Source organism: Kitasatospora sp. NPDC052868 (genome assembly GCF_044547105.1).
Lineage (GTDB): Bacteria > Actinomycetota > Actinomycetes > Streptomycetales > Streptomycetaceae > Kitasatospora.
This window is the reverse complement of the sequence record NZ_JBITZW010000019.1, coordinates 1484-24499: the sequence shown is the minus strand read 5'-3', so window position 1 is coordinate 24499 and position 23016 is coordinate 1484. Positions and strand designations below refer to the sequence as shown.

18 protein-coding genes are annotated in these 23016 nt (G+C 74.7%); 4 read left to right on the top strand and 14 right to left on the bottom strand.

What is annotated here, in order from left to right:
* Window positions 1-205: 205 nt before the first annotated feature.
* From ald to ACIGZJ_RS27025, 4 genes are all read right to left on the bottom strand, one after another.
* Window positions 206-1321, bottom strand: coding sequence for an alanine dehydrogenase (ald, locus tag ACIGZJ_RS27040; protein WP_360626333.1), 1116 nt, complete (start codon window positions 1319-1321; stop codon window positions 206-208).
* Window positions 1322-1582: 261 nt separating this feature from the next.
* Window positions 1583-3892, bottom strand: coding sequence for an AAA family ATPase (locus ACIGZJ_RS27035; RefSeq protein WP_396459658.1), 2310 nt, complete (start codon window positions 3890-3892; stop codon window positions 1583-1585).
* 261 nt (window positions 3893-4153) lie between these two features.
* Window positions 4154-4798, bottom strand: coding sequence for an NUDIX domain-containing protein (locus ACIGZJ_RS27030; RefSeq protein ID WP_396459657.1), 645 nt, complete (start codon window positions 4796-4798; stop codon window positions 4154-4156).
* A 120-nt stretch (window positions 4799-4918) separates the two neighbouring features.
* A complete protein-coding gene (locus tag ACIGZJ_RS27025) occupies window positions 4919-6595 on the bottom strand; it encodes a CTP synthase (protein WP_396459656.1) in 1677 nt (558 codons plus the stop codon).
* Between the two features lie 722 nt (window positions 6596-7317).
* Between ACIGZJ_RS27025 and ACIGZJ_RS27020 the strand changes: the two genes are divergently transcribed.
* A complete protein-coding gene (locus tag ACIGZJ_RS27020) occupies window positions 7318-9327 on the top strand; it encodes a glycoside hydrolase family 15 protein (RefSeq protein WP_396459655.1) in 2010 nt (669 codons plus the stop codon).
* Window positions 9328-9372: 45 nt separating this feature from the next.
* Here the strand turns inward: ACIGZJ_RS27020 and ACIGZJ_RS27015 are convergent, their stop codons facing one another.
* The 3 genes from ACIGZJ_RS27015 to ACIGZJ_RS27005 all read right to left on the bottom strand — a co-directional run bounded on the left by ACIGZJ_RS27015 (window position 9373) and on the right by ACIGZJ_RS27005 (window position 13378).
* Window positions 9373-10551 carry a glycosyltransferase family 4 protein gene (locus tag ACIGZJ_RS27015; protein ID WP_396459654.1) on the bottom strand — a complete coding sequence of 393 codons (1179 nt, stop codon included), beginning with the start codon at window positions 10549-10551 and terminating at the stop codon, window positions 9373-9375.
* Window positions 10552-10716: 165 nt separating this feature from the next.
* A complete protein-coding gene (gene recN / locus ACIGZJ_RS27010) occupies window positions 10717-12450 on the bottom strand; it encodes a DNA repair protein RecN (RefSeq protein WP_396459732.1) in 1734 nt (577 codons plus the stop codon).
* Between the two features lie 220 nt (window positions 12451-12670).
* Entirely contained in the window at window positions 12671-13378 is a 708-nt protein-coding gene (locus tag ACIGZJ_RS27005) for a YitT family protein (protein ID WP_396459653.1), read from the bottom strand.
* 134 nt (window positions 13379-13512) lie between these two features.
* Here ACIGZJ_RS27005 and ACIGZJ_RS27000 point away from each other — a divergent pair, with 134 nt between their 5' ends.
* Window positions 13513-15024, top strand: coding sequence for a PLP-dependent aminotransferase family protein (locus ACIGZJ_RS27000; protein ID WP_396459652.1), 1512 nt, complete (start codon window positions 13513-13515; stop codon window positions 15022-15024).
* Window positions 15025-15031: 7 nt separating this feature from the next.
* On the opposite strand, the gene ACIGZJ_RS26995 is transcribed toward ACIGZJ_RS27000, so the two are convergent.
* From ACIGZJ_RS26995 to ACIGZJ_RS26980, 4 genes are all read right to left on the bottom strand, one after another.
* Window positions 15032-15937, bottom strand: a complete 906-nt coding sequence (locus tag ACIGZJ_RS26995; protein ID WP_392940952.1) for an NAD kinase — start codon at window positions 15935-15937, stop codon at window positions 15032-15034.
* 92 nt (window positions 15938-16029) lie between these two features.
* Window positions 16030-16836, bottom strand: coding sequence for a TlyA family RNA methyltransferase (locus ACIGZJ_RS26990; protein ID WP_396459651.1), 807 nt, complete (start codon window positions 16834-16836; stop codon window positions 16030-16032).
* 41 nt (window positions 16837-16877) lie between these two features.
* On the bottom strand, window positions 16878-17069 hold the full coding sequence (locus tag ACIGZJ_RS26985; RefSeq protein WP_396459650.1) for a hypothetical protein: 192 nt from the start codon (window positions 17067-17069) through the stop codon (window positions 16878-16880).
* Window positions 17062-17919, bottom strand: coding sequence for a hypothetical protein (locus tag ACIGZJ_RS26980; protein ID WP_396459649.1), 858 nt, complete (start codon window positions 17917-17919; stop codon window positions 17062-17064). The genes ACIGZJ_RS26985 and ACIGZJ_RS26980 overlap by 8 nt, the downstream gene beginning before the upstream one ends.
* A 171-nt stretch (window positions 17920-18090) precedes the next feature.
* Between ACIGZJ_RS26980 and ACIGZJ_RS26975 the strand changes: the two genes are divergently transcribed.
* On the top strand, window positions 18091-18438 hold the full coding sequence (locus tag ACIGZJ_RS26975) for a sterol-binding protein (RefSeq protein ID WP_396459648.1): 348 nt from the start codon (window positions 18091-18093) through the stop codon (window positions 18436-18438).
* Between the two features lie 100 nt (window positions 18439-18538).
* Here ACIGZJ_RS26975 and ACIGZJ_RS26970 read toward each other — a convergent pair whose 3' ends face one another.
* A complete protein-coding gene (locus ACIGZJ_RS26970; RefSeq protein WP_396459647.1) occupies window positions 18539-19582 on the bottom strand; it encodes an HAD-IIA family hydrolase in 1044 nt (347 codons plus the stop codon).
* 12 nt (window positions 19583-19594) lie between these two features.
* A complete protein-coding gene (locus ACIGZJ_RS26965) occupies window positions 19595-20242 on the bottom strand; it encodes a tetratricopeptide repeat protein (RefSeq protein ID WP_396459646.1) in 648 nt (215 codons plus the stop codon).
* A gap of 96 nt (window positions 20243-20338) precedes the next feature.
* On the opposite strand from ACIGZJ_RS26965, the gene ACIGZJ_RS26960 reads away from it, so the two are divergent.
* Entirely contained in the window at window positions 20339-21709 is a 1371-nt protein-coding gene (locus ACIGZJ_RS26960; RefSeq protein WP_396459645.1) for a DUF1015 family protein, read from the top strand.
* 111 nt (window positions 21710-21820) lie between these two features.
* Here ACIGZJ_RS26960 and ACIGZJ_RS26955 read toward each other — a convergent pair whose 3' ends face one another.
* Window positions 21821-22666 (bottom strand): hypothetical protein, encoded by an 846-nt coding sequence (locus ACIGZJ_RS26955; protein WP_396459731.1) that lies wholly within the window; start codon window positions 22664-22666, stop codon window positions 21821-21823.
* Window positions 22667-23016 lie beyond the last annotated feature (350 nt).

Below are 23016 nucleotides of genomic sequence, written 5' to 3'. Positions count from 1 at the left end.
CACGGGACCTCCCGAAGGGCACATCACGATCACAAGTGCCCGGCGGCCACCGGGACACGGCGCCGACCGGCGCACCCGGAGGCCGCCGGAACACGGTGGAACCCGGACGGCCACAAAGAACCAGGCGACCGCGGCGTCACGAGTCGCCTCGGGACGCCGCGGTCACCCGTCACGGTCACCGGCTACCGGTCACCGGACGCGAACGTCAGGCGAGCACGCTCTCCAGGGAGACGGACTCCAGGCCGAAGGCCTCGGCGACGGCGCCGAAGGTGATCTGGCCCTCGTGCACGTTCAGGCCCTTGGCCAGCGCCGGGTCGCGGCGCAGCGCGTCCTTCCAGCCACGGTTGGCCAGCTCCACGATGTAGGGCAGCGTGGCGTTGGTCAGCGCGTAGGTGGAGGTGTTCGGGACGGCGCCCGGCATGTTGGCCACGCAGTAGAAGACCGAGTTGTGGACCTGGAAGGTCGGCTCGGCGTGCGTGGTCGCGTGCGAGTCCTCGAAGCAGCCGCCCTGGTCGATGGCGATGTCGACGAGCACGGAGCCCGGCTTCATGCGGGAGACCAGCTCGTTGGTGACGAGCTTCGGGGCCTTGGCGCCCGGGATCAGCACGGCGCCGATCACCAGGTCGGCCTCCAGGACGGCCTTCTCCAGCTCGAAGGCGTTGGAGGCGATGGCCTTGATCTTGGTGCCGAAGACCTTGTCGGCCTCGCGCAGCTTGTTGATGTCGCGGTCCAGCAGGGTCACCTCGTAGCCCATGCCGATCGCGATGGTGGCCGCGTGCCAGCCGGAGACGCCACCGCCGATGACGACGGCCTTGGCCGGGTGGGTGCCGGGCACGCCACCGGGCAGCACGCCGCGGCCGCCGGCCGGGCGCATCAGGTGGTACGAGCCGACCTGCGGGGCCAGCCGGCCCGCGACCTCGGACATCGGGGCGAGCAGCGGCAGGGCGCCGTTGGCGAGCTGCACGGTCTCGTACGCGATCGCGGTGGTGCCGGACGCGACCAGCGCGTCGGTGCCGGCGCGGTCGGCCGCCAGGTGCAGGTACGTGAAGAGGGTCTGGCCCTTGCGCAGACGGTGGTACTCCTGCGCGATGGGCTCCTTGACCTTCAGCAGCAGGTCGGCGGTGGCCCACACCTCGTCGGCGGTGGGGAGGATGGTGGCGCCGGCGGCCACGTACTCCTCGTTCGGGATCGAGGAGCCGACACCGGCGTTGTCCTCGATGTAGACCTCGTGCCCGTTGCGGACGAGCTCATGCACGCCGGCGGGCGTGATGGCCACGCGGTACTCGTGGTTCTTGACCTCGCGGGGGATGCCGACCTTCACGGCTAAACACGTCCTCTTGCCATGGGGGTCCCTACCGGAGAAGACCGGCGGGCGACGCGCACGTGGGGAAGCCTCCGGAAGGCACCGGGGCACAGATCGCTGCGCGACTGAGTTCGAGTGTAATGAAGCCCAGGCGGCGTGTCAGCCTTCCAAAGTGAATAAATCCGCCGGACACATTGGCAGGTTCGTAGGCTTCCCCGGCGATCTTCCTGCCAAAATCTCACCAACCAGGCATCTTCGACAATACTCCCGAAGTGCCCTCTACCACCCGGCGTCGACGCGTTCCCGCAGGTCCGCCAGGGCCGCACCGACCGCCTGTCGGCCGCGTTCGTCCCCCAGGCGGCGCAGCAGCCCCAGGGCCGCCCGGTACTCCCGATCGGCCTCGTCGAAGCGGCGCTGCGCGATGTGCGCCTCCGCCACCCGGGTGAGCAGCCTGGCCTCGGCGGCCGGGTCTCCCATGGACTGCCGCAGGCCGAGCGCCCGCCCGTACCAGTCGGCGGCCCGGACGGCGTCGCCGAGCGCGCGGTGGCAGCCCGCCGCGCCCTCCAGGGCCCGGGCGCAGGCGGCCTCGTCGTCCGCCGCCCGGGCGTGCTCCAGGGCCGCCCGGTAGTGCCCGACGGCCGGCTCCCAGCGGCTGTCGGCGGCCTGGAGGTCGCCGAGGTTGAGCAGCGCGGCCGCCGCCCGGCGGGCCTTGCCGTGCCGCTCGGCCACCGTCAGCACCAGCTCGTGCAGCTGGTAGAGGTCGGCGGGGGCGGCGGCGCCGGTCAGCGGCAGGGCCCGGAGCAGGGCGGTGACCAGCCGGCCCGCCGAACCGTCCAGGTCGCCCTGGCCGATCGCGTCGGCGACCGCGCCGAGCAGCAGGTCGCGCTCGCCGAGCAGCCACTGCCGGGCCTGGACGGCCGAGCGCAGCCGCAGCGGCCCCGGCAGCGGGTCGGGGCCAGGTCCGCCGGCCGGGTCGAGCAGGGCGCGGGCCGAGTCGGTGAGCCGGACCAGGCGCTCCAGCAGGCGGGCCCGGGCGAGTTCGAGCTCGGCGGGCCGGTCCTCGCTCCCGCGCAGCCGGACCAGCCGCGGGTGGAGCCGGCCGGGCACCCGGTAGCGGAGGGTGCCGTCCTCCGCGGGCGGCTCCTCGCCGAGCAGCTCCCGCTCGGCGAGGGCGGCCAGCATCGCGGCGGCCTCCGGGGCCGGGCAGCCCACCAGGGCGGAGGCGGTGCGCAGATCCGCGGTCTGCGCGGGGGCGAGGGTGAGCGCACGCAGCATCCGCGCCTGGGCGGCCGGCAGCGCGCCGTACAGCAGGGTGAAGGCGCCGACCAGCGGGTCGTTGTCGGGGACGGGGACGGGTTCGGCGGGCTCGGGGCCGGGCTTCACCCAGGCCGCGGAGTCGGTCGCGGGATCCGCGGCGGGCTCCGCCGGGGCCTCGGGGGCCCCCTTGCGCTTCGCCGCGTCCGTACCGCCGGGAGGCGCGGACGCCCGCTTCCCGTCCTCCGGCCCCCCGGAAACCGCCGCCGGGGCCCCGGAGGCCGCCTGAGCCGCCTTCCGGTCGGCCCTGCCGCCCGCGCCGGGCCTCCCGGGCCGAGAAGCCGGCTCCGCCTTGACCGTGCCCGCCTTGACCGTGCCCGCCTTGACCGTGCCCGGCTTCGACCTCTCCCGCCTCGGCTCCCCTTCCTTCGCACCCTCCGAGCCGGCCGCCTTCCCCGAACCGCCCGCCCCCTTCGCCCCACCCGCATCCTCCGGCCCGCCAACCCCGTCCGAACCGCCGCCCTTCCCCGCCGTCCCCTGCGACTGGGCGCCCGCCGCCTCCGGCCGGGCCGCCCCCTCCCGCACCACCCGGGCGAGCTCCGCGGCCGCGTCCGTCACGGCCGCCTTGGGGTTGCCGCGCAGCCAGCCGGCCATCAGCCGCAGCGCCGCCGGCCCGGAGCCGCAGGCCTCCGCGAGGTCGGCCCCGCCGACCGGGTCGCAGCTGATCCGGGTGCCGCCGACGAGGTCGCCGAGCAGCTCGTCCGAGGCCTGCCGGTCCAGCCCGCCGAGGATCACCGGGTCGATGTCCTCGATCCCGGTCAGCGGACCGGCCGTGGTGGCGAGGACGAGGCAGCCGGGCTCGTCGGCGAGCAGCGGCCAGAGCTGCCCGGCGTCCCGCACGTCGTCCAGCACCAGCAGGACGCGTCGGCCGGCCAGCGCCCCGCGCAGCGCGACACAGGCCGGCTCGTCCCGGCCGTCCTCGACGGATCCGGGCAGCGGCACGGCGCCGACGTCCGCCCCGAGCTGCTCCAGCAGCCGGCGGGCGGCCCTGGCGGGCGGCACCCGGCCGCCGTCGGGCGCGGACAGCCGGGCGAACAGCACGCCGTCGGGGTAGTCGGCGGCGACGGTGACGGCGAAGCGCACCGCCAGCGCGGTACGGCCCGAGCCGGGGCGGCCGGCCAGTACCAGGACGGTGCTGCGGCCGTCGGCGGGGCGGGCGGCGGCGGCCCGCAGGGCGGCCAGCTCGGCGCGCCGTCCGACGAACAGCGCCGGCCCGGCGGGCAGCCGGTCCAGCGCGGGGGCGCCCTCGGCGGTCATCGCGGGCCGTGCGTCCATCGTCGCCGTTTTCCTCGCCACCCGTGCCACTCCCGACGGTCACCCAGCTCAGCGGAGGCGGCCCGCGACGGGCGCCCGTCTGCGAAGCGTAGTTCGACCGTCCGGCTCAGCGGGGGTGACATCCGGTCGTACGAACCGGCAAATCACCCCCGCGGATCAACCCGGGGGCCCGGAGCCGTTCGCCCACGCCCGGAACCGCCCACTCGGGCCCGGAACCACCCGCTCAGGCCCGAAGCGCCCGCTCAGGCCCGAAGCGCCCGCTCACCCCTGGAATGGCCTGGCCGGCCAGGGCGAGTCGCCCGGGCGCAGCGCGTCCAGGCCGCCGGGGCCGGTGAGCGCGGCGTGCAGGGCGAGGGTGCCGGTGATCAGCGTCGGGTTGTGCAGCTCCCCGGCGTGGATCAGCCGGACCAGCTCGGGGACGGGCACCCGGGCGACCTCGATCTCCAGCTCCTCGCCGTGCGCCTCGTAGCGGTCGCCCTCGGCCTCGGCGAGGTCGGTGGCGAGGAAGAGCCGCAGCGCCTCGTCGGTGCCGCCCGGGGAGGTGTAGAAGTCGACCAGCACCTGCCACCGGCCGGCCTTGCAGTGCGCCTCCTCGTACAGCTCGCGCTGGGCGGCGTGCAGCGGGTTCTCGCCGGGCACGTCGAGCAGGCCCGCGGGCAGCTCCCACAGGCGCTGGCGGACGGGGTGGCGGTACTGGCGCAGGATCAGCACCCGCTGCCGGTCGTCCAGGGCGAGCACGGAGACCGAGCCGGGGTGGGTCTGGTAGTCGCGGCGGGCCCAGCCGCCGTCGGGCATCCGGACCTCCTCGGAGCGCACCCCGGTGACCTTCCCCTGGAACGGGGTGCTGCTCCCCCGGATCTCCCACTCCTCGGCCACGTCGCGGATCTGCGGCTGCCGGTCGTCCATCGGTCTCCCCTTTTCGTCAGTACGACACAATCTAACGCCGAACGGCGGCCCCGCGGGAATCGCGGGGCCGCCGTTCGGTGATCGACACGTCCTTCAACAGGACGTCCGGGACGGCACGTCCTACTGGTCGGCCGTCTTGATCTCGATGGCCGCCTTCACCAGACCCGCGAAGAGCGGGTGCGGGCGGGTCGGACGGGACTTCAGCTCCGGGTGGGCCTGGGTGGCCACCAGGTAGGGGTGCACCTCGCGCGGGTACTCGACGTACTCGACCAGGTCGCCCTTCGGGGACAGGCCGGAGAACTGCAGGCCGGTCTTCTCGAGGTCCGCCCGGTAGGCGTTGTTGACCTCGTAGCGGTGGCGGTGGCGCTCCTCGACGTACTGCTCGCCGCCGTAGACCTCGCGGACGATCGAGCCCTCGGCGAGCTTCGCCGGGTAGAGGCCCAGGCGCATGGTGCCGCCCAGGTCGCCCTTGCCGTCGACGATCGCCAGCTGCTCGGCCATGGTGGAGATCACCGGGTACTTGGCGGCCGCGTCGAACTCGGTGGAGTTGGCGTCGGGCAGGCCGGCCAGGTTGCGGGCGGCCTCGATGACCACGCACTGCAGGCCGAGGCACAGGCCCAGCAGCGGCACCTTGTTCTCGCGGGCGTAGGTGATCGCCTGGACCTTGCCGTCCACACCGCGGTCGCCGAAGCCGCCGGGGATGCAGATCGCGTCCACGTCGCCCAGCTGCTCGCGCGCGCCCTCGGGCGTGGTGCAGTGGTCCGAGGTGACCCACTTGATCTCGACCCGGGCGTTGTTGGCGAAACCGCCGGCGCGCAGCGCCTCGGTCACCGACAGGTAGGCGTCCGGCAGGTCGATGTACTTGCCGACCAGGGCGACCTTGACGATGTGCTGCGGCTCGTGGACGCGGCGCAGCAGGTCGTCCCAGGTGGTCCAGTCCACGTCGCGGAACGGCAGGTCCAGGCGGCGCACCACGTACGCGTCCAGGCCCTCGCCGTGCAGCACCTTGGGGATGTCGTAGATCGACTTGGCGTCGATGGCCGCGACCACGGCCTCCTCGTCCACGTCGCACATCAGCGAGATCTTGCGCTTGATGCTCTGCGGGACCTCGCGGTCGGCGCGCAGCACGATGGCGTCCGGCTGGATGCCGATGTTGCGCAGGGCCGCGACGGAGTGCTGGGTGGGCTTGGTCTTCAGCTCGCCCGAGGGGCCGATGTACGGCAGCAGGGAGACGTGCACGAAGAAGACGTTGTCCCGGCCGACCTCGTGGCGGACCTGGCGGACGGCCTCCAGGAAGGGCAGCGACTCGATGTCGCCGACGGTGCCGCCGACCTCGGTGATCACCACGTCGACGTCCTCGGTCGCCATCCGGCGGATCCGGGCCTTGATCTCGTTGGTGATGTGCGGGATGACCTGGACGGTGTCGCCCAGGTACTCGCCGCGGCGCTCCTTGGCGATGACGGTCGAGTACACCTGGCCGGTGGTGACGTTCGCCGAGCCGTGCAGGTTGGTGTCGAGGAACCGCTCGTAGTGGCCAACGTCGAGGTCGGTCTCGGCGCCGTCGTCGGTGACGAAGACCTCACCGTGCTGGAACGGGTTCATGGTGCCCGGGTCCACGTTGAGGTACGGGTCGAGCTTCTGCATCGTCACGCGCAGTCCGCGGGCCTTGAGCAGGGCGCCCAGGCTGGAGGCGGTGAGGCCCTTGCCGAGCGAAGAGGCGACACCCCCGGTGACGAAGAGGTGCTTGGTCGTCACGGCGCGGCCGTTCGATGCCTTGCCGGAATGGGGCTGTGCCAAGAGGGGGCTCCCGTGGGTCGCGTGTCGAAGGTGACTTGGGCGGGGGGCTCTCGGCTCGCCTCGCGACGGGAGTGCGGTGCGGTGCACGGCACTCGGAGGGTCGTCGGTTCAGCTGGTCCGGGGCGTTTGATCCCACCAGTCCACGGGATACCAGGGTATCAGTGCCCCGGCCTGGGCGCGTTCCGGGCCGCTCGCGCCACCCCGGGGGCGCACTCCCGGCGCACCACCCGCGCACCATCCGGCGCATTCGCCACACCGGTCGCACCACCACCGGGGCGGGCCACTCCGGGCCGCATGGCCGGGCCATCACCGCCCCTCCGGACGGGCCATCCGGAGCTGATCCTTCCGAGCCATCCTGCACGGCTCCCCCGCGATGCACGGCATTTCCGCCGAATTGTGGCGCCACACGGAGCTGCGCCCGCGTGCTTCGCCCCTTTCGTCCGTCGTAAGCTTCACGGACGCATCGCCGACAGCAGAGCACGCGGAGGGCGTGGGAGGGTCAGGACTCTCTCGGTCCCCGATGCGCGACCGGACCTCCCCGTAATCCAGCTCCTCCCCACCCACTCCAGGGGCTCGATCGAACCCCACGCGGACACTCCAGCAAGGCCCGCCACCACCCTTCGGCGGGCCGGACGTCCCGGGGTGGCACCCCGGACCCGCAAACCGCTGGCTCAAACCGGATCGCCGATGCGTCGTGACCACATTGCGAACTGGAGATCCACGTGGCCGGCCGTATCGAGGACTACGCACTCATCGGGGACATGCAGACCGCCGCCCTGGTCAGCAGGGACGGGGCGGTCGACTGGCTGTGCCTGCCCCGATTCGACTCGCCGGCCGTCTTCGCCGGCCTGCTGGGCACCGATGAACACGGCTTCTGGCGGATCGGGCCGGCCGAGATGGCCGCCACCGACCTCCCCGCCCCGGCCGCCCCCGCCCCGGCCGAGGCGGCGGCCGCCGCCGCACGCGTCCGGCTCGCCGACACCGGCGACCTCCGGATCCCGCCGCCCACCGCCGCCGCGCCGGCCGTCCCCGCCGACCGGCGCCGCTACCGGGGCGACTCGCTCGTCCTGGAGCAGGAGTGGGACACCGCGGGCGGCAGCGTCCGGGTGATCGACTTCATGCCGCCGAGACCGCTGGCCGGCCGCGACTCCGTCCCCCAGATGATCCGGATCGTCGAGGGCGTGAGCGGCACCGTGCGGATGCGCTCGGCCCTGCGGATGCGCTTCAGCTACGGCCGGATCGTCCCCTGGGTGCACCGCGTCGAGCAGGCCGACGGCGGCCACCGCACCGTCGCCGTGGCCGGCCCCGACTCCGTCTGGCTGGACGGCGAGGCCGAGACGTACGGGCGCAACCTCACCACCTACGCCGACTTCACCGTCACCGCCGGTGAGCGGATCGCCTTCGCCCTCACCTGGCAGGCCTCCCACCTGGAGGCGCCGACCGCCCCGGACGCCGAGGAGATGCTCGACGCCACCACCGACTTCTGGCACGAGTGGGCCGGCCAGTGCACCTACCAGGGCCCCTACCGCGAGGCCGTGATCCGCTCGCTGATCACCCTCAAGGGCCTCACCTACGCCCCCACCGGCGGCATCGTCGCGGCCCCCACCACCTCACTGCCCGAGGACATCGGCGGCGAGCGCAACTGGGACTACCGCTACACCTGGCTGCGGGACGCCGCGATCACCCTCTCCTCGCTGCTGCGCACCGGCTACCGCGACGAGGCCAAGGCCTGGCGCGAGTGGCTGCTGCGCGCCGTCGCCGGCGACCCGGAGAACCTGCAGATCATGTACGGCATCGCCGGCGAGCGCGAGCTCACCGAGTCCTCGCTGGACTGGCTGCCCGGCTACGAGGGCTCCCAGCCCGTCCGGGTCGGCAACGGCGCGGCCGGGCAGCTCCAGCTGGACGTCTACGGCGAGGTGGTCGAGGCGCTGCACCTGGCGCACATGACCGGCCTGGTCCGCAACGACCACGCCCACCACCTCCAGCTGCGCCTGATCGAGTACCTGGAGGACCACTGGACCGAGCCGGACGAGGGCATCTGGGAGGTCCGCGGCCCGCGTCGGCACTTCGTCCACTCCAAGGTGATGGCCTGGGTCGCCGTCGACCGCACCATCAAGCTGCTGGAGCAGTCCCCCGAGGACGCCCCCTCCGACGGCCACCTGGAGCGCTGGCGCGAACTGCGCGAGACCATCCACCGGGACGTCTGCGACAAGGGCTACGACCCGGAGCGCAACACCTTCACCCAGTACTACGGCGGCAAGGAGCTGGACGCCTCACTGCTGCTGATCCCGCAGGTCGGGTTCCTGCCGCCGGACGACAAGCGGGTGATCGGCACCATCGAGGCGATCCAGCGCGAACTGTCCACCGAGGACGGCTTCGTCCTGCGCTACCCCACCCACGACGAGAGCGGCAACAACGTCGACGGCCTCTCCGGACACGAGGGCGCCTTCCTGGCCTGCTCGTTCTGGCTCGCCGACGACCTCGCGATGATCGGCCGGGTGCAGGAGGCCCGTGAGCTGTTCGACAAGCTGCTGTCGCTGCGCAACGACGTCGGCCTGCTCGCCGAGGAGTGGGACCCGCGCGAGAAGCGCCAGGTCGGGAACTTCCCGCAGGCCTTCAGCCACGTCCCGCTGATCGACACCGCGCTGCGGCTGACCGCCTGCGGCGGCGCCTACCTGTCCGCCCAGCCGGACGGGCGCACGGGAGACCGCACCGAGCAGGCCACCGTCTGACCGGCGGCCGGGCGACGGCCTACGGCGGGGGTCCGAAGACGGGCCCTACCCCCGCTGGACCAGCTCGTCGTAGGTGCTGAGCACCTGGGCGACGGTGGCGGCCTCGTCCGGCCAGGTCTGCGCCTGCTGCCGGCCGGCCTCCGCCAGCCGCTCGCGGCGGGCCGGGTCGGCCAGCAGCTCGCGCACGGCCCCGCCGAGGGCGCCCGGGTCTCCGGGCGCCACCAGCACGGCCGCGTCACCGACCAGTTCGGGGATCCCGCCGACCGCGGTGGCGACCACCGGCACACCGGCCCGCATCGCCTCCTGGACGACCAGCGAGCGGGCCTCCCAGCGGCTGCCGACCACCACCACGTCGGCGGCCGCCAGCAGGTCCGGGACGTCGGTGCGGTAGCCGAGCAGCCGCACCGGGAGCTTCTCCACGGCCACCCGCTCGCGCAGCGCGCCGCCCTCCGGGCCGTCCCCGGCGATCAGCAGCAGCGGCTGCGGATCCAGCGCGGACAGCTCGCCGGAGGCGTCCAGCAGCACCCCGAAGGCCTTCTGCGGGACGAGTCGGCCCACCGCCAGCACCAGCGGGCGGTCCGGTCCGTCGCCGAGCAGCGCCGCCCGGGCCGCGGTCCGCTCCAGCCGGCCCTCGGGCATCGGCGGGGCCGCGACCGGGCCGAGCCGGGCGTCGGTGGCGCCGAGCTCGCGGGCGCGGGCGACCAGGTCGGAGGAGGCGCCGAGCACCAGGTCGGCGGCGCGCGCCACCCGGCGCTCCATCAGTCGCTGGAGCCGGCGCTCCATACCGGTGGCCAGCAGCGCGTGGTGCGAGGTGACCACCAGCGGGGTCTCCGGGCGCAGCCCGGGGAAGCGGCCGGCGGTGCGCAGCGCCAGGTCGGAGAGGAGTCCGGCGCGCAGCCCGTGGGCGTGGACCACGTCGGCTCCGGTGAACGCCCGGCGCAGCTCGCCGATCGCGGTGGCGTCGCTGCGGGCGCCGGCGGTGGGGGTGATGTCGACCAGGTGGAACCTGGCGCCGGTCCGGGAGAAGCCGAACAGCGCGTCCGTACCGGCCGGCGCACAGACCGTGACGGTCACCCCGTGCGCGACCAGGCCCTGTGCCAGGGAGCGCACATGCGCACCGATGCCGCCGGTGCTGGCGGCCAGGACGAGTACCACCTGCAGCTGCCCCGGTTCCGGGGCGGCCGCGGTGGCCCGGGCGGCGGAATGGTCCACGTCGTCTCGCATCCGACTCGATCAGGTACTCACGCCGCGCTGCGAGGGTTGCCCGCCGGCGGCGCTCGGGACTGGAAAGCCAGTGTCCAGCCGCCACCTTGCCAGGTCGGCGGCCCTCTTGGACAGTCGGCGCCACGGGGGGCGCGTCGCCGTCGGTCGGCAGGCCGCCACCGTCGGCTACCGGTGGCGCGGGGCCCGGGCGGCGGCCAGGAGTTCCTCCGCGTGGGCGCGGCCCAGCTCGGAGTCCTCCAGGCCGGCCAGCATCCGGGAGAGTTCGCGCACCCGCTCCTCGTCGTTCAGCACCTTGACACCGCTGCGGGTCACGGTGCCGTCGTTGGTCTTCTCCACCACCAGGTGCCGGTCGGCGAACGCGGCGACCTGGGGAAGGTGGGTGACCACGACGACCTGGGCGCTCTCCGCCAGTTTGGCGAGGCGGCGGCCGATCTCGACCGCGGCCTTGCCGCCGACGCCCGCGTCCACCTCGTCGAAGAGGTAGGTGGGGACGGGGTCGGCGCCGGCGAAGACCACCTCGACGGCGAGCATCACCCGGGACAGCTCACCGCCGGAGGCGCCCTTGGCGATCGGGCGGGGCTGGGCGCCGGGGTGCGGGGCGAGCAGCACCTCGACCTCGTCCACGCCGTGCGGTCCGTAGGCGACCGTGCGGCCCTCGATCTCGATGCCGGCCAGGTCGTCCACCCAGCTGATGGCGAAGGTCACCCGGGCGTGCGGCATGGCGAGTTCGGCGAGCTCGGCGGAGACGGCCTCGGCGAAGCGGCCGGCGGCGGCCTGCCGGGCGGCCGAGACCTCCGCCGCGAGCTCGGCCAACTCGGCGCGCAGCGCGGTCTCCTGGGCGCCCAGCTCGTCGATCCGCTCGTCGTCGCCGTCGAGCTCGGTGAGCCGGGCGGAGCTGGCCTCGGCCCAGGCCAGTACCTCCGCGAGCGAGTTCTCCGGGCCGCCGTACTTGCGCAGCAGCTGGGACAGGACGGCCCGGCGGTCCTCGACCGCGGCCAGCCGGACCGGGTCGGCGTCCAGGTCGTCGGCGTACCCGGCCAGGTCGCCGGCCACGTCGGTGAGCAGGTAGCCGACCTCGTTGAGGCGGTCGCCGAGGGCGGCCAGCCGTTCGTCGTGGTGGCGGACGGCGTCCAGGGTGCGGCGGGACTGCGCGAGCAGGGTGCCGGCGTCCAGCGCCTCCGGGTCGGTCGGGTCGCCGGCCAGCGCGGCGTGCGCGAGGGTGGCGGCGGAGGAGAGCGCGTCGGCGTGGCCGAGGCGCTCGGCCTCGGCGGCCAGCTCCTCGTCCTCGCCGGCCACCGGCTCGGCGGCGGCGATCTCGTCCAGGCCGAAGCGCAGCAGGTCGGCCTCCTGGGCGCGCTCGCGGGCCCGGGTGGTCAGCTCCTCCAGAGTGGCCGAGACCTCGCGCAGACCGCGGTAGACCGTGCGGTAGCGGGCCAGCGGCTCGGCGACGGCCTCGCCCGCGTAGCGGTCCAGGGCGCCGCGCTGGCGGGCCGGGCGCAGCAGGCGCTGCTGGTCGGTCTGGCCGTGGACGGCGATCAGGTCCTCGCCGAGTTCGGTGAGCAGCCCGACCGGGACGGACCGGCCGCCGACGTGCGCCCGGGAGCGGCCCTCGGCGGAGACGGTCCGGCTGATCAGCAGCGCCCCGTCGTCCAGTTCGGCGCCGGCCTCGACGGCGCGGACGGCCGCCGGGGAGCCCTCGGGCAGCTGAAGGCGGCCCTCGACGACCGCGCGGGCGGCGCCGTTGCGCACCAGGCCCGGGTCCGCCCGGCCGCCGAGCAGCAGGCCGAGGCTGGTCACCACCATGGTCTTGCCTGCGCCGGTCTCACCGGTCACGGCGGTGAAGCCGGGGGCGAGTTCGACCACCGCGTCGTCGATTACCCCAAGATCCCGTATCCGCATCTCGTCCAACACGGTGACGACCTTACGAGGTTCCGGCCCCGGCGCGCGACGAGCGGCAACTCCGCGCCCTCAAGTTCATCCCTTCCGGGACGTTTGACCGGCGATGATCCCGACTTTTTTCCACCTGGGCGTCGGCCCGGTCACCCGCGGTCGAGACCCTGTCGCACCCGGCCCGATCCGGCCCGGTCCGGCCCAGCGGGTTGCCCGATCCGCCCGGGCTTCAGGCCGGAACGCCCTGGCCGACCGGGCCGACCGGCGCCTCGGGGACGGTGCACCAGCGCAGGAAGAACTGCGCGAGCGGTCCGATGGCCAGCGCGTACGCGACCGTGCCGACGCCCGCGGTGCCGCCCAGCAGCACGCCGACGGCGAGGACGGTCAGCTCGATGCCGGTGCGGATCAGCCGCAGGGAGCGGCCGGTGCGCCGGTGCAGGCCGGTCATCAGGCCGTCGCGCGGGCCGGGTCCGAACCGGGCGCCGATGTAGAGGCCGGTGGCCAGACCGTTGATCACGATTCCGGCGACCATCAGCGCGATCCGGGCGGGCAGCGGGCCTGGCGTGCCGACCACCCGCAGGGTGAGGTCCATGGCAACGCCGAGCACCAGCACGTTGGCGACCGTGCCGACCCCGGGCCGCTGGCGCATCGGGATCCAGAGCAGCAGCACGGCGGCGCCGCAGATGGTGACCCAGGCGCCCACGGAGAGGCCGAGGACGCGCTGCAGGCCCTGGTGGAAGACGTCCCAGGGGTCGAGGCCGAGCGAGGCGCGCAGCATCAGCGCCATGCTCGCCCCGTACAGGAACAGGCCGATCGCGAGCTGCGGCAGGCGGCGGCCCAGCGCATGGGTGCCGCCGAACAGCCGGGCGGCCAGGGAACGGCCGGCAGCGGTAGCGGGCGGGGCGGGAACGGACGTGGGCGTGGTCGTGGCGGCCATCGGATCTCCTGCGGGTGATGCTGCACCGCGCCGTTGACGGACGGCGGTGGCGGACTCGACGGCCGCCCTGCCATGATGGGCGGGCCAAAGCGGCCTCTTCCAGGGCCAATCCCGAGCAAGTGGACTGATCAGCCATGGCCGACTGGCACACCACCGTCACTCCCCCCGCGCTCGCCCGGCTGCTCGCCGCCACCCGGCTGCCCGAGCCGCCCGGCATCCGCCGCCCCGCCTACCGGACGCTCGCCGGGCAGATCCGGCTGCTGGTCTCCGAGGGCCGGCTGCCGGTCGGCGCCCGGCTGCCCGCCGAGCGCGAACTGGCCACCGCCCTGGAGCTGAGCCGCACCACCGTCGCCACCGCGTACGAGACCCTGCGCACCGAGGGCTATCTGCGCAGCCGGCGCGGATCGGGCAGCTGGACGGCCCTGCCGGAGGGCGCGCCGCCGCCCAGCGACGCCCTGCACCCGGTGCCGCCGGACGAGCAGGGCAACACCCTGGACCTCGGCGTGGCCGCCCTGCCCGCCCCGCAGCCCTACCTCGGCGAGGCCGCCGTCCGGGCGGTCGAGCAGCTGCCCGCCTACGCCGCCGGGCACGGCCACTTCCCCACCGGGGTGCCGGTCCTGCGCGAGGCGGTGGCCCGCCGCTACACCGAGCGCGGCCTGCCCACCACCCCCGACCAGATCCTGATCACCACCGGCGCGATGGGCGGCCTGCACCTCGTCCAGCGCGCCCTGGTCGGCCGCGGCGACCGGGTCGCCGTGGAGGCGCCCAGCTACGCGCACACCCTGCAGGCCCTGCGGATCGGCGGCGCCCGCCTGGTGCCCGTCCCGTACTCCTGGCCCGGCGGACCGCGCCGGCGGCCCGTCTGGGACCTCGCCGAGTGGGGCCGGGTCCTGCACGGTGCGGCGCCCAGGCTCGCCTACACGATCCCCGACTTCCACAACCCGACCGGCGCCCTGGTGGACGAGGAGCAGCGCCGCGCCCTGCTCGCCGCCGCCCGCGCGGCCGGCACCGTGGTGCTCGCCGACGAGACCACCGCCGAACTCGGCTGGGGCGTACCGGACGGCGCCGCACTCCCCCGTCCGATGGCCGCACTGGACCGGGCCGCCCAGGTGGTCACCGTCGGCTCGGCGAGCAAGCTGCTCTGGGGCGGCCTGCGGGTCGGCTGGGTGCGCGCGGCGCCGTCCCTGGTCCGGCGGCTGGCCACCGAGCGCGTCTACAGCGACGTCGGCACCCCCGTGCTGGACCAGCTGATCGCCGCCGAGCTGATGGACGAGGCGCTGCTCGACCGCGTCCGCGCCCACCAGCTGGACCGGCTGCGGGCCACCGCCGCCGCCTTCACGGCCGCGCTGCCGGCCCGGCTGCCCGACTGGGCGTACGCCGAACCGCCCGGCGGCCTCTCGCTCTGGGTCTCCACCGACGGCCTCTCCGGCGCCGCCCTCGCACTGGCCGGCGAGCGCGCCGGCGTCCGGATCGCGGCCGGCAACCGCTTCGGCTCCGACGGGGCCTTCGAGAACCACATCCGGCTCCCGCTCACGGTGCCGGCCCCGGCCGTCCAGGCAGCCGTCGAACGGCTGGCCGACATCGCCGCCCGGGCCACCTCAGGAGGCCGCTGGAGCGCCGACGACAGCCAGCCGCTGGCGGTCTGACGTCACGTCAGCAGTGCGTGTCCGCCCGCCCGCGCCAACCCGTCACCGGGAGCGCGAACTTGGCCACCAGCCGGTCGGTGAACGGCGCCCGGTGCAACCGCGCCAGCCGCACCGGGGTCTGCCCCCGGCGGACCTCCACCCGTGCCCCCGCGGGCAGTTCGACCGAGCGGCGGCCGTCGCACCAGAGCACCCCGTGCGGCGTCTTCGGCTGCACCTCCACCGCCAGCACCGAGTCCGGCGAGGTCACCAGCGGCCGGGCGAACAGCGCGTGCGCGCTGATCGGCACCATCAGCAGCGCCTCCACCTCCGGCCAGACCACCGGGCCGCCACCGGAGAACGCGTACGCCGTCGAGCCGGTCGGCGTCGCACAGACCACCCCGTCGCAGCCGAAGTTGGAGACCGGCCGGCCGTCCACCTCGGTCACCACCTCCAACATCCGCTCCCGGGAGGCCTTCTCGATCGACGCCTCGTTCAACGCCCAGTCGTGGTGCACCACATCGCCGTTGGTCCGGACGATGACGTCGAGCGTCATCCGCTCCTCGACCTCGTAGTCGGCGTCGACCACCCGCTCGACCACCACCGCGAGATCGTCCCGCTCGGCCTCGGCGAGGAAGCCCACCCGGCCCAGGTTGATCCCGAGCATCGGCAGCCCGTGCTCGCGCGCCAGCTCCGCCCCGCGCAGCAGTGTGCCGTCCCCGCCCGCGACCAGGATCAGCTCGCAGCCGTCCGCCGCACCCGGCCCCCCGGCCACCCGCTCGACCCCGTCCGGCAGATCCAGGTCCACCGCCTCGGCCGCGAGCAGCCTGATCCGGATCCCCGCCTTCAGCAGGCCGTGCACCAGGCCCTCGACGCTGCGCAGCGCGGCCTCCCGGCCGGTGTGCGCGATCAGGAAGACCGTACGTTCCTCACTCATGCCGATTGCCCTCTCCCTACGCCTGCCGGGTCGCCCTTGGCCCGGTGCGGTCGCGTCACCCAGCATGACGGACCGGACGTCCGCAGAGCAGCCTAGCGGGGGCCCTCCGCCACGGCCCGGTCCGCCTCCGCCGGGTCCAGTTCCGGGGCGTCCCGGCGCAGCCAGAGGAAGTACTCCACGTTCCCGGACGGACCCGGCAGGGGGCTCGCGGTGACCGCCCGCACGCCCAGCCCGAGCGCCCACGCCTGTCCGGCCACCTGGCGCACCATCTCGGCCCGCAGCTGCGGGCTGCGCACGACGCCGCCGCTGCCCAGCCGCTCCTTGCCGATCTCGAACTGCGGCTTGACCATCAGCACCAGGTCGGCGTCCTCGGCGGCGCAGCCGGCCAGCGCCGGCAGCACCAGGCCCAGCGAGATGAACGAGAGGTCGCCCACCACCAGGTCGACCGGCGTCCCGCCGATCAGCTCCAGGGTCAGCTCGCGCACGTTGGTGCGGTCCATCACCGTCACCCGGTCGTCGCTCTGCAGCGACCAGGCCAGCTGCCCGTAGCCGACGTCCACGGCCAGCACGTGCTGCGCGCCGGTGCGCAGCAGCACGTCCGTGAACCCGCCGGTGGACGCGCCCGCGTCCAGCGCCCGGCGCCCCTCCACCACCAGGCCCTGCGGCACGAAGGCGGCGAACGCCCCGGCGAGCTTGTGGCCGCCGCGCGAGACGTAGTCGGGGTCGTTCTCGTCGTTGGCCACCACGACCGCCGCCGCGGTCTCCACCTGGGTGGCCGGCTTGGTCGCGGTGGTGCCTGCGACGGTCACCCGGCCGGCCGCGATCAGCTCGGACGCGTGCTCGCGCGACCGGGCCAGCTTGCGGCGGACCAGCTCCGCGTCGAGACGGCGTCGTGCCACTGCCACTGGTGTTTCAGCTCCTACGGGTCATTCCGGGCGGGTCATTCCTGATCGAGCGCGGCCAGCGTGTCGGCGAGCCGCTGGTGAACATCTTCGTACACCGCGGCGTGCGCCTCGGTCGGCACCCCGTCCAGCGCCGCCAGCCGGGCCAGTCCCGCGTCGACGGCCGGGTGGCCGCTCGGGGTCAGCTCGACGCCCAGGGGCAGCGGTTCCCCGGTGTCCGGGTCAGGCATCGGGCTTCTTCGTGCTCGTGGTCTTCCGGACGGTGGTCCGCTTGGTCGCCGTCCGCTTGGCGGGGGCGTCGGCGGACTTGGCGGAGGACTTGGCGGGCGTCTCCTGCGACCCGGCGGCCGAGGTCCGCTGCGCGGTCGAGGTCCGCTTGACGGCGGTCTTCTTCACCGCCGTCTTGCGGGCGGCGGCCTTCGCCGGCGCCTTCTTGGCCGCGGTCTTCTTCGCGGCGGGCTTCGCGGCGGGCTTCGCGTCACCGTTCACGGCGGCCTTCGCCGCCGCCTTCCGCGCCGGCTTCCTCCCGCTCGGCCGGGCCGCCCCGGCCGCAGGCTCCGCGTCCGCAGGCTCCGCGTCCGCCGCCGGAACGTCCACCTCGACCCGCTCAGCCACTATCGGCTCGCCGGTGCGGACGGCCTCGGCCTCCGGCTCCTCCGCCTTCTCCCACCCGCGCCCGAACAGGTCGTCGGCCCGGGGAGCCGGCGCGGCGGCGGGCGCCGACGCGGCCGGGACCGGCTCCTCCTCGACCTCGCGCAGCTTGCTCTCCAGGTAGGCCAACACGACGCCGACCTTCGTCACCTGGTCGCCGACCTTCTCGAAGGCCTTCTCCACCTCGCCGCGCGCCACCCCGACCGCCAGGTCCACCCCGGCCCGCCCGGCGGTGACCGCCTCCTCCGCCAGCGTCTGCAGCGACTTCGCGGACGGTGGGAACTGCCCGCCCAGCCTGCGCTCCACCTCGGAGAGGTCGATGCCGCCCTTCTCCAGCAGCCCGGCCGCCCGGCCGACGACGCGCTTGCCGACCTCCTCGGCCAGCTCCGCGGCGACCTCCACCACTCCCCGCACCGTCTTCGGCAGCATCCGGGTGCCTCCTTAGCGCCTGCGCGCATCGCTCCGTAGCCGTCGGTGCCCGGACCGTTCCAGGCACCCCACAGACGACGCTACCGCCAAAACCCTCCTGCGGTACCGTGGCCCCGCAGTCACCGCCGCCACCCGCCGTACCCCGGCGCTACCAGGAGTGGATCCACCGCCATGGCCAACGCCGAGGAGTGCCGCGAGGCACTGGAGCAGCTCAGCCGGAACCTGGCCAGGTCCACCGGCGACGTCCGCAAGGCCGCCACCCTCGACCGCTCGCTCACCTGCCGGATCACCGACCTCGACCTGACCTTCACCGGGCGGCTGCGCGACGGCCGGATCCAGGACGTCACCGAGGCCCCCGGCGAGCCCGCCGAGAAGGCCGAGATCCGGCTCACCATGAGCAGCGACGACCTGGTCGCGATGGTCGGCGGCACGCTGCACTTCGCCTCCGCCTGGGCCGGCGGCCGGGTCCGCCTGGAGGCCGGCTTCCGCGACCTGCTGCGGCTGCGCACCCTCCTCTAAGGCCCGACCGGCCCGGACCATCCCGACCGGCCCGGACCAGGCCCGACTCCCCGCGGTCCGCCGCGGCCCGGTCGGTCACCGGGCCGCGGCCACCGCGGCGTCAGAACCCCAGCTCGGCCAGCGCCTTGCGCCCGTCCACCGGCGCGCCGCCCGCGTCCAGCGCCGTCCAGGCCGCCGCGCACAGCGCCCGCAGGCCGTCCCAGCGGTCCGCCCCGGTACCGGTCAGACGCAGCTCGCCGTCCTCGACCGCCGCCGTCCACCCGCCGCAGCCGAACGCCCCGCCGTCGAGCGCCGCCACCCCGGCATGGACCACCAGCAGCCCCCGCAGGTCCTCCGCCAGGAAGGTCGGCCGGTGCTCGGCCGGCGCCGACAGCAGCTGCGCCGGCGTGGTCACCCCGGTGAAGACCAGCAGGCTGTCCACCCCGCCGTTGAACGCGCCCTCGATGTCGGTGTCCAGCCGGTCCCCGACCACCAGCGGCCGCTTCGCCCCCGTCCGCAGCACCGTCTCCCGGTGCATCGGGGGCAGCGGCTTGCCCGCCACCTCCGGCTCCACGCCCGTCGCCGCCCGCACCGCCGCGACCAGCGTCCCGTTGCCCGGCGCGATCCCGCGCGCGGTCGGCACCGTGAGGTCGGTGTTGGACGCCACCCAGGGCAGCCCGCGCTGCACCGCGTACGCGGCCTCCGCCAGGTGCAGCCACCCCACCGAGGCGTCGTAGCCCTGGACGACCGCGAGCGGCTCCTCGTCCAGCGAGCGGACGGCCACCAGGCCGCGCTCGGCCAGCGCCTCCTCCAGGCCCAGTCCGCCCACCAGCAGCACCTTCGACCCGGCCGGCACCTTCTCGGCCACCACCCGGGCCGCCGCCTGCGCCGAGTTGATCACATCGGCCGGCTCGGCCGGGATGCCCAGCTCGGTCAGGTGCGCGGCCACCACCCGCGGCGGACGGGAGGCGTTGTTGGTCACGTACGCCAGCCGCATCCCGGCCGTCCGGGCCGTCTCCAGCGAGTCCACGGCGTGCCCGATCGCGTTCGGCCCCGCGTAGACCACGCCGTCGAGGTCCAGCAGCGCGGTGTCGTACGCCTCGGTGAGCGGGCGGTCGCTGCCGCCCGGAGCGGTCCGTCGCGCGGTGGTGGCCGTCTCGGTCATGCCTGCTCTACCTCATTCACTGCGTCGATGGTCACTTCGTCGGTCCCCGTCGTCCGTCTCGTCCCGGCCGCCCACCGGCCCGTCCCCGCGCGCGTCCGAACCCTCCGGCAGCGCACCGGTCGGCCAGCCGGGCTCCAGGTACCCCGGCGCCCCCGGCAGCAGCGGTCCGAACGCCCCGGCGCGGGCCGCCAGGGTCGCCCGGGTCTGCCGCAGCGCGGCCCGGTAGTGGTCGGTCTCCGGCCGCATCGCCACGGCCAGCGCCAGGTGCTCGGCGGACGTCTCGAAGTCGCCCAGCCGGGCCGCCGAGACCCCCCACCCGAACTGAGCGTAGTCGTCCGACGGATCGGCCAGGGCGACGGCCCTGAAGTTCTCCAGCGCCGCCGCGTACGAACCCGCGTCGAACTGCGCTCTGGCCAGCGTCTCCCGGATGCTGCGGGAGTGCGGTTCGGCCTCCGCCGCGCGCGCCAGCAGCTGCTCCGCCGCCGCCGGATGCCCCTGCGCCAGCAGCCTGCCGCCGCGGCGGAACCAGTCGTACACGTCCCCCGCGGGCTCCCCCGCCCGCCCCTGCTCCGGCACGCCCCCACCGGTGCCCGCGCCGCCGGCGGCCCCGTCCACATCACCGGTGCCTGCGCCGTCCACCCGCTCCTGCCCACCGCTCATGCGCCCACCTCGCCCTCGGTCGTGTCACCCGCCCCCGCAGATCCGGCACGGGTGTTCAGATCTCTGAACAACGCGTACCCGATTACGATGCCCAGAATGAGCACACCCAGTGCAGAAAGCGGAGCGGAGTCTCCGCAGGGCGGCCCCGGCAATCCCGGGCATGTCGCCACTGCAGGCCTGTCCCTGTCCCCCTTCCGAGGCCTGCGCTACGTCCCCGACCGGGTCGGCACGCTCGCCGCGGTCACCTCACCGCCGTACGACGTGGTCGACCCCGGCCGCCGGCTCGACCTGGAGACCGCCGACCCGCACAACGTGGTCCGGCTGATCCTGCCGCGCCCCGAACCGGACGACGCCGGTGACCGCCCCGACCGCGACACCCGGTACCGGCACGCCGCCCGGCTGCTGCGCGACTGGCAGCGCGAGGGCGTCCTGGCCGCCGATCCCGAGCCCTCCCTGTACGTCTACGAGCAGCGCGTCCCCGCCACCGCGGACTCCCCGGAGCTCCTGCAGCGCGGTCTGATCGGGGCACTCGCCGTCAGCGGCAGCGAGGCCGGTGTGGTGCTCCCGCACGAGGACGTCATGCCCCGGCCGGTCGCCGACCGGGTCGGCCTGATGCGCACCACCCGGGCCAACCTCGAACCGCTGCTGCTCACCTACCGGGGCAACGGCGGCGCGGCGGGCGTGGTCGAACGCGCCGTCCAGGGCGAGCCGATCCTCACCACGACCACCACCGACGGCACCCACCACCGCCTCTGGGCCGTCACCGACGCCGCCGAGATCACCGAGGTGGGCCGCGACCTGGCCACCTGCCGGGCGCTGATCGCCGACGGCCACCACCGCTGGGCGATGTACCTGCGGCTCCAGCGCGAGCACCGCCACCTGCCGCGCAGCGCCTGGGACCGGGGCCTGGTCCTGCTGGTGGACACCGCCCGCTACCCGCTACGGGTCCGGGCGATCCACCGGGTGCTGTACCGCCTGCCGGTCGCCGAGGCCCTGAAGCAGCTGGGCGACCACTGGCAGGTCAAGGAGGTGCCCGGACCGCTCGGAACCGCCCTCCAGGCCCTCGCCGAGCTGAAGCGGCACGGCGGCAGCGGCTTCGTGCTCACCGGCGGGGACGGCGTCTACTGGCTGATCGGCGAACCCGACGAGGCCCTGCTCGACGCCACCGTGCCGAAGGACCGGCCCGAGGAGTGGCGGCACCTGGACGCGACCGTCCTGCACGCCACCCTGCTCGACCACACCTGGCGGGTCCCCGACGGCCCCGACGACATCGGCTACCTGCACACCGCCGTGGCGGCCGAGCGCGAGGCCGCCCGCAGCGGCGGGACGGCCGTGCTGCTGCACCCCGTCCGGGAGAGCGTGGTCCGCCGGCTCGCCGAGCAGGGCGTCACCATGCCGCGCAAGTCCACGTCCTTCGGCCCCAAGCCGGCCACCGGGCTGGTCCTGCGCAATCTCGAACTGGGCTGACGGCCGGCCCGCACAGCGGGTCCCCAAGCAGTGAGGCCCTGCCGCACCCCGGAAACTTCCCGGGGCGCGGCAGGGCCTCACTCATTACCTGGACTGCTCAGTACCGGCCGCTCAGCGCTGGTCGGCGTCGGCGTCCCGGTCGGACTTCCCGGTGGCGCGCTCCGGTGCCTCTCCGTCGAAGTCCTCGTCGATCTCGAGGTCGTCCTCGTCGTAGTACTCCTCGACGTCTTCCTCGTCCTCGAAGATCTCCCGCTCGTCCGGCACGCCGGCGCCGGACTTGGCCGCCGGGGCCTCGCCCTGCTCGGTGTCCTCCACCAGCTCCGGGTCGAGCGCGTCCACGAACTCCAGGCCGTCGATCTCGGCCAGCCGCTCGGAGGCGTTGGTCGCAGCGTCGGTGTCGGCCTCGGCCGCCTTGGCGAACCACTCGCGGGCCTCGTCGGCACGGTCGGCCGCGATCAGCGCCTCGGCGTAGGCGTAACGCAGCCGCGCGGTCCACGGGTGGACGGCGCTGGAGGCCAGCTCCGGGCTCTGCAGGGTGACGACGGCGGCGTCGAACTGCTCCATGTCGCCACGGGCACCCGCCGCGACGAGGCGCATCTCGACCTGGCCGGCCTTGTCCAGCTGGTTCACCTCGGGCTCGCCGGCCATCGCCAGCGCGCGCTCCGGGCGGCCCAGACCACGCTCGCAGTCCGCCATCACGGGCCACAGGTCCGCGCGGCCGGTCATCCGGCGGGCGGCGCGGAATTCGGTCAGCGCCTCGGAGTAGCGCTGCGTCATGTAGGAGGCGAAGCCCGCCGCCTCACGGACGGCCGCCACGCGGGAGGCCAGCCGCAGCGCGACGCGCGAGTACTGGTAGGCCTCCTCCGGCTCGCTGTCCAGCAGGCGGGCGACCATCACCAGGTTGCGGGCGACATCGTCGGCGAGCGTCTTGGGAAGGCTCTTGAGCTCCTGGCGCACGTCCCCGTCCAGCTCGAAGCCGGTGACGTCCTCCGGGATCGGCAGCCGCTTGACGGGCTCGAAGTTCCCCCGGCGGTCGTCGTAGTCCCGGCCGCCGCGGTCGTCACGGTCGCGGTTGTAGCCGCCACCGGACGGGCGGTCACCGCGGTAGCCGCCACCGGAGGGGCGGTCGTCGCGACGGAAGCCGCCACGGTCGTCACGGTCCCGGTTGAACCCACCACCGGACGGGCGGTCGTCACGACGCGGACGGTCGTCACGGTCATCGCGGCGGAAGCCGCTCGGGCGGTCGTCGCGACGGAAGCCACCGCCACCGGAGGGGCGGTCACCGCGGTCACGGTTGAAGCCACCAC

What these genes read in the sequence shown, in the direction of transcription:
- ACIGZJ_RS27035 (WP_396459658.1), bottom strand. Translation starts at nt 3,892, where the DNA reads ATGGACGCACGGCCCGCGATGACCGCCGAGGGCGCCCCCGCGCTGGAC.
- ACIGZJ_RS27030 (WP_396459657.1), bottom strand. Translation starts at nt 4,798, where the DNA reads ATGGACGACCGGCAGCCGCAGATCCGCGACGTGGCCGAGGAGTGGGAG.
- ACIGZJ_RS27015 (WP_396459654.1), bottom strand. Translation starts at nt 10,551, where the DNA reads ATGCGAGACGACGTGGACCATTCCGCCGCCCGGGCCACCGCGGCCGCC.
- recN (WP_396459732.1), bottom strand. Translation starts at nt 12,450, where the DNA reads ATGCGGATACGGGATCTTGGGGTAATCGACGACGCGGTGGTCGAACTC.
- ACIGZJ_RS27005 (WP_396459653.1), bottom strand. Translation starts at nt 13,378, where the DNA reads ATGGCCGCCACGACCACGCCCACGTCCGTTCCCGCCCCGCCCGCTACC.
- ACIGZJ_RS27000 (WP_396459652.1), top strand. Translation starts at nt 13,513, where the DNA reads ATGGCCGACTGGCACACCACCGTCACTCCCCCCGCGCTCGCCCGGCTG.
- ACIGZJ_RS26995 (WP_392940952.1), bottom strand. Translation starts at nt 15,937, where the DNA reads ATGAGTGAGGAACGTACGGTCTTCCTGATCGCGCACACCGGCCGGGAG.
- ACIGZJ_RS26985 (WP_396459650.1), bottom strand. Translation starts at nt 17,069, where the DNA reads ATGCCTGACCCGGACACCGGGGAACCGCTGCCCCTGGGCGTCGAGCTG.
- ACIGZJ_RS26980 (WP_396459649.1), bottom strand. Translation starts at nt 17,919, where the DNA reads ATGCTGCCGAAGACGGTGCGGGGAGTGGTGGAGGTCGCCGCGGAGCTG.
- ACIGZJ_RS26975 (WP_396459648.1), top strand. Translation starts at nt 18,091, where the DNA reads ATGGCCAACGCCGAGGAGTGCCGCGAGGCACTGGAGCAGCTCAGCCGG.
- ACIGZJ_RS26970 (WP_396459647.1), bottom strand. Translation starts at nt 19,582, where the DNA reads ATGACCGAGACGGCCACCACCGCGCGACGGACCGCTCCGGGCGGCAGC.
- ACIGZJ_RS26965 (WP_396459646.1), bottom strand. Translation starts at nt 20,242, where the DNA reads ATGAGCGGTGGGCAGGAGCGGGTGGACGGCGCAGGCACCGGTGATGTG.
- ACIGZJ_RS26960 (WP_396459645.1), top strand. Translation starts at nt 20,339, where the DNA reads ATGAGCACACCCAGTGCAGAAAGCGGAGCGGAGTCTCCGCAGGGCGGC.